This window comes from Chitinophaga ginsengisegetis, from assembly GCF_900168065.1.
GTDB lineage: Bacteria > Bacteroidota > Bacteroidia > Chitinophagales > Chitinophagaceae > Chitinophaga > Chitinophaga ginsengisegetis.
This window is the reverse complement of the sequence record NZ_FUZZ01000004.1, coordinates 594,711-607,671: the sequence shown is the minus strand read 5'-3', so window position 1 is coordinate 607,671 and position 12,961 is coordinate 594,711. Positions and strand designations below refer to the sequence as shown.

The following is a 12,961-nucleotide window of genomic DNA, read 5'->3' as shown; positions in this document are numbered from 1 at the left end:
ATTTGGTTGCTATAGAGTTAAGTTTAATTTACTATTACTTTTTGCGAAGAAACTGATAGTAAAATAGAGAACTAATTCTTTTTAATCATCCTGTACCATCCTGCTCCAAACACCGGTAGGTATTTTTTAACGCCTACCGGTTATCTTTGACCATTTAAAAAAGGGATAGTAAATCAGTATTGATATGTATTTTGTTAGTGACGTAAAACAAACCGAACCACCGGTGTTCAACACACCATTACAACAAATGGTTTATGAAATGTTCAGGGAAAGAGGAGTAAGATATGAGCGTGTAGATACCGATCCTGCTATTACGATGGAAGATTGTATCAGGATAGACCAGCGACTGAACATGAAAACGGTAAAAACACTTTTTCTCTGTAACCGGCAGCAAACAAACTTCTACCTGGTAATTACTACTGCCGGAAAGCCTTTTAAAACAAAAGATCTGGGCGCAGCGTTGGGAATTTCCCGCTTGTCCTTTGCCTCCGTTGAGTTACTTCGTTCAATACTGGGAACAGATATTGGTGCCGCAACGGTGTTTGGCCTGATGCTGGACAGGACAATGAAGGTGCAGCTGGTAATCGATAATGATATTCTCTCAGAAGAGTGGTACGGGTGCAGCGATGGCACCACCACCAGTTATCTCAAGCTTAGTACAGCATGGGTGATAAACGAGTTTATCCCCTCTACCGGGCATACGCCCAAATTTGTACAGCTGTAGGCGGTTCTTAATGCAGCACTTATACCCTTAATGATCCACGAAACCCCCTGGCAGCATAATAAGATTCTGCTCCATTATGATACACGAAAACATGATCATAACGACGATCACAGAAGAGTGCGCCACCAAGTTTCCTTATTGCCGGAGGCGTTACTATCCAGCTGGAAGTTTTCGTATCGAAGTTGCCAAGTTGCTGCAACTCGCGGTATTGTACTTCTGTTAAAAGCTCAATACCCATATCGGCAGCCATTTCAACGGCGCTGTTTTCCGGTTTGTGTTCTTTCCTCGACTCCAGGGCTTCATGGTCGTAACAGATACTTCTGCGGCCTTTAGGGGTTTCTGCTGAACAATCATAGAAAATGTATTCATCCTTACTTTTATCATAACCTACTACATCCGGTTCACCACCGGTTAATTCCATTTCATCGAGCGACCACAGTTTTCCCAGATTCGCTTCCAGCCTTGCCTGTATCTTAGCCCAGTCGAGCCCTTTGTGACGGTTCTTGTTTTTTTCAAAGCGGGTTTTCAATACGCTGAGGAGTTCCCGGGATTGTTCGGAAGACAACTTTCGTCTAGTGTTTTTCATATGGTTGATAGTTTAGAACTTCTAAGTTTCTGCAAAAATAGGTAATAAAGCTATTCCATTGAAAAGGTTCGGGGCGGCGCCATGTATCCCATGATATATTTTGTATGAGGCCAGATTGCAGTAATTTTTGCGGGAGAACATCCTTCCGTTAACCGGTGTAAAATGCGTACTTTTATTTTCATGTAATCAACCTTTATGACAAGCCAGGAGAAGATCGCCTTTAAAACCAGGTTAAAACAGGCAGGACTGCAGTTAATATCTGAACGTATTGCAATGGCTAAATCGGCCGGTGATAGCGCACAGGAAGCCGCTAACAATGAAGATAAAAGTTCGGCGGGGGATAAGTATGAAACAGGAAGGGCAATGGGGCACCTGGAGAAGGATATGTATGCACGGCAACAGGCAGAAAATGTAAAGGAGCTTGCGAGGTTGCAACAAGTGAATACAGACAGCATTTATACTACCCCGCAAACCGGTGCCCTGGTACAATGCGCAGAACAGTCTTTTTTTATTGCAGCAGGACTGGGCAGGCAACTGATAGATGAACAGACTATATTTTTCCTGTCTCCCTATACGCCGCTGGCAAAATTATTACTGTCAAAAAAGACAGGAGATCGTTTTCTGTTCAATAAAAAAGAAATAGAAATCCTTGCAATTTATTAACAACTGCCACGGACAGGACCTTTTCTTAAAATTAAGTCACTCCATAACATCCTTCTTCTCTTTCCCCAAAATCAAATGTCCCAATAAGAAATCAAACAGATAATCACTGTCTGCATCTTCCCGGGATTGTATAGACAATCCCGTTGTTCCTTTGCTCAGGTCCGTTTTATAAGAAAGTACCAGGTTATCTTTTTCCATGATAGACCATTGCCAAAGTGGCGCATCCTTAAATACAAGTTTAAATTGCCGGTTCTGATATTCAAAATTGAAGTTCAATGAAAAGGGGATACTCTTTAACTTCAGGACGGGCTCTCCTGATTCGTTTAATATTTTGATGTTACCACGACTGAAAAGGCCGGAAGAGTATTCAATATTATATTCATTTTGAAGAATATTGAAAGTAGTGGGTTCTTTCTTCCAATCGTCTCCTCTTTGATAGGTTCCAATTTCTTCACCATTCATTAAAAACACAAATTTACCTTCGCCTGTTTGATTCCATTGTCTTTCCATAAATAGATCGTTCATTTTTTCTCCTTAGATACACTGGTGGTACTTTGGATATACGCATTGATATCGTTATTGAAATCTGCCCGGTGTACCAGGTTATACTGCCTGCCGGCGGGAAACATTTGTGAGATACCGATAACGTGGTTTTCTCCCACTTTCCAGATCCCTTTACGTCCCTGGAAGGCGGCTGTGGTAGCGCTGTTATGCATGTGGTCATTGCGGTCGTTCGTTACCACTGCTTTGCTGGGTTCATAAATATCCGGCTTGGTTTCCCAATACTTTTTCAGATTTATCATATCCGTCACCAACTCTTTCCGGTATTGCAGGCTGTCGGCATTTTGAGGAGTGGCCAGTCCATCCATTTTGGCCTGGAAGCCGGTCCATACCTGGTTGGTCATCATTTGATGCAGGGCAAGACCTTCCTCGTGGCTCAGCGTTTCCACTTCTTCCTGGTACAGGCTTTTTACAGTATTCAGTGTTTTCCAGATGCCGCGTACTGCCATCAGGAAAGGCATATCTCCGTCGTGGGTGGTTTGTATTACCTTCACCATGCCGCCTGCAAATGTATGATAGAAGAATTTCAATCGCAGGCCGGCTTCATCGCCGCGTGTTTGGTGAATTTCAATGGGTTTGAACGCCGCTTCCTGCCAGTACAGGCCGTTCTGGCCAAACAGGTGGTTGCTGTAGGCGACTTCTGTTTGCCGCCGTTTTTGTGACTCACCGTGTTCTTCACCCACTACATTCAGCTTGCCGGTATCGATGCTGATACGCTGTACCACGTCCTGTTTCAGCTGGGTGGCAACAGTCAGCGGCAACGCATGGGAAGCGCTGTATAATTGCAGTGCTTTCTGCCCCATTACATCAGCCTCCTGTTCAAGTCCTTTGTCGTCGTTAACAGGGATGCCCTGTTTTAATTGTGTGGTGGCCTGTACCCGTCCCTGTTTTTGCTGTACCACATGCCATGCTTCATGCGCCAGGTGTTTTTCCTGGCCCGGTCCGATATGGATGTTCGTTCCCTTTGCATAGGCGAGGGCCTGCAGTTGTGCGGGTTCGGCGGAGTTGTAATGCACGCGTACATCATCCATACTGTGACCGGATATATTCTCTATACCATTTTTAAGATGGTCCGGCATACCGGTTTTGTTTTCTTTTCTCTGTACGGGCTGCGGGCGATTGTCCGCTAGTGTTTGCAGGGCTTTCTGCTGCGTTATTTTGTCGTTGTTGTTTGCCAGTTGCTGATAGGGGTGTAGTTGCACCGCCCGGGGGCCATTGTCCGCAACATGTACGGCCGCCGGCGTTACATGACCTGTAGTTGCAGCCTGGCGTTTTCCGCTGTGAGGGTCTTCAGCATGTGTGATCATGAGGTTACTTTTTCCTGGTAATATGAAGATAACAAAAACCAGTCATTAAATGTAATTTCCTGTAACCTGCTTAACCAGCCTTCCTGGCAGACTGCTTTTTGTCGAAACGGTTTTTTGCGATCAGATAGGCTTCTTCAATAAATTTAATTGTTCCGGGTAACAGGTCTTCTTCCGGGTTGAGGATACAGATATAGTGCTGTGCGGCATAATCCGGATGCGGCATGAAACGGTTTAATGCCGTGTAATCCCAGTCGTTTTGTGTGGCCGTAAACAGCTGGTTGTAAGAAGCCTTTGATATACCAATATTCACGCGGAATACGCCTTCACGGCTCAGGTTCGATTTGTTGTCGTGTTCGTTATCTGATAAGGCTATGGTTACAAACGGAAGTACCTGGTCCGGTCCATAGAAAAAGAACCGGTATCCAAAACTATCAAGATTAGTGACGTTGGGTAATTGTTCCGTCAGGTATTGTTCGATGGCTTGTAACGACATAATAAACGTGTTTTCCTGTGCATTGCAAATTTCACTATGTTACACTACATTTACAAGTAGTTACCATTTTGGCACGTAGTAACATAAAGTAAAGTAACAGGTATAGTATGGCTTTGAAAGATGAAAAAAAGATAAAGAAATCTCAGACGTGTCCCTTCCAGGAAGCAATGGACCTGATCTCAGGAAAGTGGACGATGAGTATCATCAATACCCTGATGGCAGGAAAAATGCGGTTTAAGGAGTTAGAAAGAAGTGTAGTGGGTATTAATACAAGAATGCTGGTAAAAGAACTTAAACAACTTGAAAACAGGAAGATCATCAGCCGGAAAGCCTTTGCAACCATGCCGCCAACGGTAGAATATTCGCTAACTGAAAAAGGTACATCACTGAAACCGGTACTGGTGGAAATACAAGCATGGGCGATGCAGAATGTAGTTTAGCTTCCGGTTACTTTTTGTCTCTTTACGGGTGTGTTGTTCAATTAAAATTTGTTGATGGAACAGCAATAATTATCTTGCATCTTCGTAATTAATTTCCGACTACACTATGAAGCACAAGTTTAGGAACGGCCGCATCTGGATGCCTGTTTTTTGTATACCCCTGATAATGCTGGCCGCCTGTAACGGCGATGGCAAAAAATCCCAAAGCAAGCAACCCGTTGATAGCGCGGTTAGTATAGATACCACGACGCCCGCGCCCAGGCAGGTTGATACCCCCACCTTATCTACATCTACAGAAACATATATTTCCGCTATTATCAGCAGGAAGGAAGCCATCAAAAAACAATTGCCGGCGATAAAGGCTGAAGCGGCCGCTTTGCTTTATGATTCCCTGGCGCTTTATGTGGATACCGCCCTGGTAGCTATTACCGCCAACGAACAGGCATGGCTGAATGAATACGTAAACTACTACTCTGAAGCAAAGGGTATCATTATACCGCCTGCGCATGTACAACAACGCATTAATTTACTGGCCACCGCGGGCATCGAACCCTGGGAAATAGGTGAGGGCTATACGGATCTTCGTACGGTTCCCACATTCTATACAAATTTGTTCAAAGCTTCCCTGCCCGCCGATTACAGGGCATACCTGCAACTGCGGGCAGATGAAGATACGGTACTATACAGCGCTGATGCTGGATTGGTAATCCCATTCAGCCTGGTAGGAAAGCGGGCGCTCAACTGGGAAAAGTTCCTGGAAACTTATCCCGACAGCAGGTTTTTGGAAGCGGCCAGGGATCTGTATAACGGTTATTGCGAGGATTACCTGTTTGGGGAAGACAATACGCCCTCCTTTGAAAACAACCAAAACCTTCGTTCACTGATCCCGGAGAACGAGGCCGAATATCTTTCCTTTGTGGAACAACACGGCCATACCAGAACCGGGGGCATTGTACAAAAGTTCCTGGATAAGGTAAACACCGCAAAAACCTATGATGAACTGCGCCAGTACATACAAAGTGCAATTGCGCAGTTGTAAAATAAAATTCCGGCTTACATCTTCACGATCTTTTTTACCAGCTGTTTGCCCGTTCCTTTTAGTACCAGTAGATACATCCCCGGCTGCACATCATTCATCGGGAAATCAAACTGCTGGCGGCCATCCAGCTTTTCCATTTTTACCACTTTACCGGCGGTGTCACGTAATTCTGCTCTCAGCCAACGTTCAGTAGTGTTTACATAAATGAATGCACCCGCCGGGTTGGGATAAATGCTGACACCATCTGCTTTTTCCTCCGTTGCGGGCATCATCTTACGGAGCATGCTGCCGGTGCTGCAAACCAGTACCGGCCGCCGGGTGCTGTCGCTGCTCTCGCGGGAGGTGAAAATGGCATCGGTAGTGGCGCCTGCCAGTCCGGATACGAGTTTTAAAGTAAGCATGCCATCGGCCAACTGCTGCGCGAGTGCAATATCCGTTACATCCCATTCAGCGTAATTGCCTGCGGTACGCCCCATGATGGTATCCACTGCGCTGGTGGCAGCCGGCATGTTGTTATAGGTGATACCGGTTTCTGTCCAGCTGTCGTTGCTCACATATTGCGCAATCCAGGGCACGGTGGCAATGCTGGTGTTTGCATAGTTCACATACATCCGCAGCTTTACCTGGCTGGTACCCGCAGGCAATGCGCCCACATTGAACCGCAGGAATATTTCCCGTGTATAGCTCACCGTTGCATCCTGCTTCAGTACAAGCGACTCTGTGCCATAATTCACTCCACCATAAGTAGAACCCCCTCTTACATACGCATCCGCAACAGCTGTAATAACAGAGGCGGCATAAACAGGCGTTTGGCTGTTTACATGATACGTGGCAGAGGAACCTGCATAAGGACCGGAGGGCAGCGTGGCAACCAGTTGCCGTGTTTGCGGAATGCCCGGCAGGTTCAGCTGAATGTTAACGGGAGCAGAAGACTGCGCCGGGTCCGCAACGGATACCGTTACATCGGAAGTGCCAGCGTTGCGCAGCATCAGTGCACATGGCCGGTCGACGGTTACGGTCAGCGAATCTTTATGAAAGGTGCCCGCCTGGTAAAATACCATCTGCCAGATATTTAATCCCCGGTGATATACTACCTGCATGTTCGCGTTATTCTGCTCAATGCGTACTGCCGTGGTATCATAGGTGCTCATATTTTGCCCCGGCAATACATAATACGCATAAGTGCCATTGGTGGGCGCAGTGCCGTGGTTGAACCACAGCTGGAACACATTCATGTTTTGTACAGTGGTACTGCCGCCGTTGTTAATACTTCTCCAGGTACCGGACTGCGATTGCATGCTTAGCTGCACCTGGCCTCCGGCCGGAAAGTAATAGCTGATACCATTATGCGTGATCCATTTCAGCGTGTTGTTGTAGCTGTAAGTACCATTGGCAATGGTGTTCACCGTGCCGCTTACATTGGCAGATACTGCGCCGTTCAGCAGGCACTGGTTCACAGTGGTGTTAATGGGCTGCGTGGCGGTGGAGCTGATACCGGCGCCCAAACACACTACTTCGTTATCAAAAAAGAACCAGGCTTTGCGGGCCTGCGTATTGTAATCGGAAAACTGCAGTGCGGAAACGCCGTACAGGGAATCCGATACGCCACCGGCAAAAGCGGTAGTGCCAAAGTTTACGCCCCAGGCGGTACGCAGCGGAATGGTAGTGATGTAGGGCACGGTAGTGCCGGGGATCCTGCTCCAGTCCCACACGGCAGGAATGTTATAATATTCATTCCCGCTGGCGGCGATATGCGTGGAGCCATCCGACAGGTAATACCCTTTCAGGTTTTCCCCGTTGCCGTTTTCCTGTTTGGCCGTGCGGGTGGAAGTCATATGCACCCCAAAGAGATAGCCGGTACGGTGATGTACGGTATAGTCCGAACGCCAGAAATGGCTATGCAGGGAGGGCAGGAGGTATCCCGGCGCCTGTGTACCATTCAGTCGTGCTATGTTTTCGTTGTATTCGGTAACATGCGCGGTGTCCAGCACTTTGAGTTTCTCCAGGTGACTGGTAACGCCAACGCCTAATTGATTTTCCCGGCTGATGCTGCGGCCGTTGGTGCCATAATCGATATAGCGCGCCCGCAGGGCTTTGAGGAAACCGTTCCGCACAAAGTCGCTGAACACCGCTAAACGGGAACCCGACAGGGCATAGGGCGTGCCACGGAGATAGTAGGCCACTTTGGTTTCGCCTTCCACGAATACGGAGCCATAGCCAAAGAAATACAATTGCGGACCATGCTGATGGTACGACAGGTCATGCTGGATGCCTTCATTGGCGGTAAGCACGAGGGGATAAAATACCTGGTCCACGCTGTACTGCATGAGGGAGTCGTTGGCCGTGAGGCAGGAGCGGTACATGAAGTGGGTGGCCACATCCAGTTTGTTGGCGCCGGTTTGACCGGAAGGGTTGCCGCGGTTCATCTGCGTGAGCAGTGCATTGCGGAGAGTGCCCAGGCTTTGCTGCGCCGTATCCAACAGGATCAGGATTTCCCCGATGCGCTGCGGATTGGAGATCTGGTTATGGTACCAGTTCCAGCTTTGCGGATCGGCGGTATTCCAGTAAGTAAGGCTGTTTACAATGGCGGTGAAAAGCGTGGCGCTCTGGTAATACGAACTGGCGGATTTCGTATAGGCCTGTGCGAAGGTTTTTACCCGGTTGATGTGTACATCCGCCGTATAGGTGGTGGCGCTGTAGGCATAGTTCACATCCGGCCACGAGCCGTTGCTTTGCAACGTTGCCAGCGTGCTGGTTACGTTGTTGTCCAGCGTGGTAGTGTTGCTGGCCTGCGAAAGCAGTTCCGCCCGGATACGGTCCATAATAGTGGTGTACGCCGTTTGGCCCCATGCATGGGACATATTGCACAGGAAGCCCAGGATAAGCAGCATGCTGATTTTCATAACAGTGGATTTGCAACAAATCTACTGATCCCCGCCTGTTAGGTGGGGTGATTTTTCCGAGTAAATGGGGGGAATTTTCACAAATCAGGGGCTTCGGCAAACTCAGAAGGCGTTTTGCCAAACTGTTTCTTAAACTCCCGGCTGAAATATTTCCGGTCGTTGTACCCCACCATGTACGCCACCTGGTAAATGGTATGCTCACGGGTACGTATAAGGGAGGCCGCTTTTTTCAGTCGCAGCGATTTTACAAAGTCGTTTACCGACATATTGGTAACGGCCTTCAGCTTTTTATAAAGCACCGGCTGGCTCATGGCTACCTTACGGGCCAGCATGTCCACGCCAAAGTCGGGGTTGTCCATATGTTCTTCCACCAGCGCCATCACTTTTTCGAGGAAGGCATTATCCAGGCTGCTGGGCAAAGCGTCCGGTATGATCGTTTCCGTTTGCAGCTGGCGGCTGTAACGTTCGCGCATTTTTTCGCGGGAGGCGATCAGGTTGCGGACGTTGAGTGCCAGTACCCGGGTACTGAAAGGTTTGGTGAGATAGAGGTCTGCCCCGGTTTCAAGGCCACTTACATGATCGGCCTGCGAGCTTTTGGCGGTAAGCAATACTACGGGAATATGACTGGTACGTTCATCTGTTTTAAGTGCCTGGCAAAGCTGCAGGCCATCCATTTCGGGCATCATCACATCACTGATCACGATGTCGGGGATTTGCGCGGTGGCTGTTGCCAATCCATCTGCCCCGTTCACGCTTTCCAGTACGAGGTATTGTTCCCGGAAAGTCTGGCAGATGAGGGTGCGCAGCTCCGGGTTATCTTCCACGATATGAATGGTGAAAGGTTGTGGCGTAGCGGGAATAATACTATCCGTGGTTTCCGGTGCGGACGTTGCTTTAACCGGTGCAGCGGGCATTGCAGGCATGCCGCCAACAGTGTGCTGGGTGCCTTCAAAATGTTTGGAGCCGGTAGGCAGGGAAACCGTAAAACAGGTACGTCCTTCTTTTTCCGGGGTAGAAGGTTCGCTTTCCACGGTGAGGGTTCCTTTGTGCTGCTCCACAATATTTTTGGATAACGCCAGCCCGATGCCGTAGCCGGTATTTTGTAAACCATGATCCTGTACCTGGAAGAAATTGGTGAACAGTTTGTCGAGATATTCAGGTGCAATACCGCGCCCGTTGTCCGTGACAGTGATCACCGTATTTTGCCGGGAATGGGCAATGTGCAACTGGATGCGACCTCCGTCCGGTGTGAACTTGAAGGCGTTGCTGAGTAAATTGAAGAACACTTTCTCCAGCTGTTCCCGGTCGAAATAAACCCAGGCATGTTCCATATCATGCCCGAACACCATGCTGATGTTGCGGTCGAGCGAAAGCTCGCGGAAGCTGGTGTAAATATGATCGAGGAATGGAATCAGGTCCAGTTCCTGTACATGCAGTTTAAGGTGATTGGTTTCTGCCTTGCGGAAGTCCATCAGTTCGTTCACGAGCTTCAGCAGCCGGTCGGCATTGTTCCGTAACTGCAGCAGGGTGGATTGCAGCGGATCATCTTTCTTCAGCATATCCATCATCTTTTCCACCGGCACCAGCAGGAAAGTAAGGTGGGTACGGATTTCATGGGAAACATGTGTGAAGAAGTTAAGTTTCACCTGGTGCAGTTCTTCTTCTTTACGCAGCAAGGCCCACAGGAAAAAGAACCGGGTCACGAAGAAGAATAATAATATAACCCCCAATGCGTAAACGCCATACGCCCACCAGGTTCGCCAGAATGGTGGCAGGATGGTGATCTCCATCTTTGCCGGCTCACTCCAGATGCCATCGTTGTTGGCGCCTTTCACCCAAAAGGTATAGTGGCCGGAAGAGAGGTTGGTGTACGTCACTGCCGGGTTATCGGTTTCTATCCAGTCGCGGTCCGCGCCTTCTAGCCGGTACGCGTAACGGTTTTTGCTGCTTTTTACATAGTTGAGCAGCGCAAATTCCAGCGTGAATACTTCCTGGTCGTGATGAAAACGTAGTGCTTTGGTATAGCTGATGTCCTGTTCCAGCAGCCCGTTGTCCTGCGCGATACCTACTGGTTTGTTGAACAGCCGCAGGCCCGTAAACCGGATAACGGAAGGATGCGAATTGGTAATGATCTGGTTGGGGAAGAAGCTGGTGATGCCGTTATATCCGCCGAAGAGAAATTCGCCCTGGCTGTTCCGAAGAAAGGAGTTGTAATTAAATACGTTTCCTGCAAGACCATCGCTTACAGTATAGGTCTGGAAAGAGTTGCGGGCAGGATCAAAACGTGCCAGGCCATTATAGGTGCTGATCCATAAATGATGCTGATCATCTTCCAGTAAGCCAATTACATTATCGTTCGGCAAACCATCTTTTTGGGTATAACGGGTTTGCTTTTTCAGTTCCGGATCATATTTAATCAGCCCTCCAAAATACATGCTCACCCAGATGTTGTGCTGTGAGTCTTCCTGGATGGAGTTCACATAACCTGGTTGGATAAGCCGCATGGTGTCTGCTTCAAATACATACAGGTTACTGATGGAACCGATGAGGATGCGGTGGCGTGAATCTTCAATAATATAGCGGATCGACTGGTGCGTAGCAATACCCGTTAAAATGGAATCGGCCCGTTTCTCCAGCTCATGGCCATTCCGGTGGAGGAGGTGCAGCAGGGTGTTGGTGCCCACCCAGAACCGGTTCCGGCTATCTTCCAATAGGGCGGTTACTTCTCTCGAAAAAGTACCGGGATCTTTGGTATCGTAGAAGAAGCGTTTGAACCCTCCGTGCTGCAACAGGTTCAATCCGCCGCCATGTGTGGCCGCCCAGATGTTGTGGTCTTTATCTTCATATACTACTTTAACCAGGTTGGACCCGAGGCTGGCAGGATTATTTGCATCATGTTTATAGCTGGTAAAATGTTGGGTAGCGCGGTTGTAATAATTCAGGCCACCGCCTTCTGTACCGATCCAGTAATTGTGTTGTGTATCTTCCAGCATGCTGCTGATCACATTGTTGCTGATCCCATTGAGCGGGGGATGTTGCTGCCAGGCGGTAAACGAGGTACCATAAGGATGCACCATGTTTACGCCGCCAAAGTAGGTGCCCATCCAGATTATACCGTTGCTATCCTGGTACATACTATGGATGGAATTCTGGCTGAGGCTATTGTTGTTGCCGGGGTCCTGCTGGTAGTGCCGGCCGGTCATCTTAACCGGGTCAATGATGCTGAGCCCTTCCTGGGTGCCTACCCACATGTTGCCGGCCTTATCGCGGAGTATCCTTCTTACTATATTATTAATGATGGCAGGTTGGGCCAGCAACGAAAAACGGCCGGTAGCCGGATCATAGATACTGATACCGCCGGTTTGTGTGGCCACCCATAATCTGCCCAGTCCATCTTCAGTGATGGCGGTGATAAAGTTCATAGCAAGACTGGAAGGGTTTCCATCTTCATGGCGGAACGTCTGGAAATCATGACCGCTCATTTTTGTAAGGCCGTTGCTGGTGCCGATCCAGATATTACCTTGCTTGTCTTCATACACACAACGCACTACATACCCCGCAATTTTACCGGGAATGAGAAATTCTTTCCGGTTGCCATCCTGCAGATAAAGCCCGTTGTTGGCGCCTACCCAGCGGCGTCCTTTACTATCTTCATAAATACAATTGATGTTTGTTTGCCGCCCCGGATCAAGGTCGATGCGCTGAAAGCGATCGTGTTCAGGATCATACTTAGCCAGGCCTGCAGACGTACCTACCCAGAGTACATTTTTCCGGTCGCGGTAAAGACTCATGATCTGATTGCCTGGAAGGGAGGTGCTGTCGTCCGCCTGCTGGCGGTAAATTTTGAAACGGTATCCATCGTAGCGGTTAAGGCCATAATGCGTACCATACCAGATGAACCCCTGGGCATCCTGTACAACAGACAGCACAGCGTTGTGCGATAATCCATCTTCTACCGTAAGGTGATTGAATGTCACATCCTGCCCGCTGCTTTTTGTAAAAACAGCGAGGATCAGCAGGCATAAGAACGGGAAGCACCTCGAAATCATGCTCTAATATAAGAATTGTATTTCCGCAAATGGGTGTTTTTTATAAAAATCATTCTTTTACTATTCTGATAATCAGTAGGTTGAAGGAGGATTTATAAAATTCACCCCAATCATTTACGATTGTCCCCCTGTGATCCGGACGGGTTACCACATATTTGTGCATCAACCGTTATTTCTGCTCAATTCCGCAATTTAT

General features: G+C 48.3%; 10 protein-coding genes. 4 read left to right on the top strand and 6 right to left on the bottom strand.

Translation table 11 applies throughout. From position 1 onward, the window contains the following. Window positions 1-184: 184 nt before the first annotated feature. Window positions 185-724: a prolyl-tRNA synthetase associated domain-containing protein gene (locus B5Z18_RS25145; RefSeq protein WP_079472281.1), complete on the top strand. Its 540-nt coding sequence runs from the start codon at window positions 185-187 to the stop codon at window positions 722-724. A 19-nt stretch (window positions 725-743) separates the two neighbouring features. On the opposite strand, the gene B5Z18_RS25140 is transcribed toward B5Z18_RS25145, so the two are convergent. Next, window positions 744-1,310 (bottom strand): DUF4256 domain-containing protein, encoded by a 567-nt coding sequence (locus B5Z18_RS25140; protein ID WP_079472280.1) that lies wholly within the window; start codon window positions 1,308-1,310, stop codon window positions 744-746. Window positions 1,311-1,505: 195 nt separating this feature from the next. Here B5Z18_RS25140 and B5Z18_RS25135 point away from each other — a divergent pair, with 195 nt between their 5' ends. After that, a complete protein-coding gene (locus tag B5Z18_RS25135; RefSeq protein WP_079472279.1) occupies window positions 1,506-1,973 on the top strand; it encodes a hypothetical protein in 468 nt (155 codons plus the stop codon). A 36-nt stretch (window positions 1,974-2,009) separates the two neighbouring features. On the opposite strand, the gene B5Z18_RS25130 is transcribed toward B5Z18_RS25135, so the two are convergent. The 3 genes from B5Z18_RS25130 to B5Z18_RS25120 form a co-directional block, all read right to left on the bottom strand. Next, the gene (locus B5Z18_RS25130) at window positions 2,010-2,483 is read right to left on the bottom strand and encodes a hypothetical protein (RefSeq protein ID WP_235016014.1); all 474 of its coding nucleotides are present in this window, start codon (window positions 2,481-2,483) and stop codon (window positions 2,010-2,012) included. A gap of 11 nt (window positions 2,484-2,494) precedes the next feature. Next, window positions 2,495-3,841, bottom strand: a complete 1,347-nt coding sequence (locus B5Z18_RS25125) for an eCIS core domain-containing protein (protein WP_079472277.1) — start codon at window positions 3,839-3,841, stop codon at window positions 2,495-2,497. A gap of 70 nt (window positions 3,842-3,911) precedes the next feature. Further along, the gene (locus tag B5Z18_RS25120; protein WP_079472276.1) at window positions 3,912-4,334 is read right to left on the bottom strand and encodes a DUF6194 family protein; all 423 of its coding nucleotides are present in this window, start codon (window positions 4,332-4,334) and stop codon (window positions 3,912-3,914) included. Between the two features lie 107 nt (window positions 4,335-4,441). Here B5Z18_RS25120 and B5Z18_RS25115 point away from each other — a divergent pair, with 107 nt between their 5' ends. Beyond that, window positions 4,442-4,774: a winged helix-turn-helix transcriptional regulator gene (locus B5Z18_RS25115; protein ID WP_079472275.1), complete on the top strand. Its 333-nt coding sequence runs from the start codon at window positions 4,442-4,444 to the stop codon at window positions 4,772-4,774. A 106-nt stretch (window positions 4,775-4,880) separates the two neighbouring features. Beyond that, complete coding sequence (locus B5Z18_RS25110) at window positions 4,881-5,813, top strand: hypothetical protein (protein WP_079472274.1); 933 nt, start codon at window positions 4,881-4,883, stop codon at window positions 5,811-5,813. 14 nt (window positions 5,814-5,827) lie between these two features. Here the strand turns inward: B5Z18_RS25110 and B5Z18_RS25105 are convergent, their stop codons facing one another. Both B5Z18_RS25105 and B5Z18_RS25100 read right to left on the bottom strand, forming a co-directional pair. Next, entirely contained in the window at window positions 5,828-8,716 is a 2,889-nt protein-coding gene (locus tag B5Z18_RS25105) for a polysaccharide lyase family 8 super-sandwich domain-containing protein (protein ID WP_079472273.1), read from the bottom strand. 77 nt (window positions 8,717-8,793) lie between these two features. Then, a complete protein-coding gene (locus B5Z18_RS25100) occupies window positions 8,794-12,765 on the bottom strand; it encodes a hybrid sensor histidine kinase/response regulator transcription factor (RefSeq protein WP_079472272.1) in 3,972 nt (1,323 codons plus the stop codon). Window positions 12,766-12,961 lie beyond the last annotated feature (196 nt).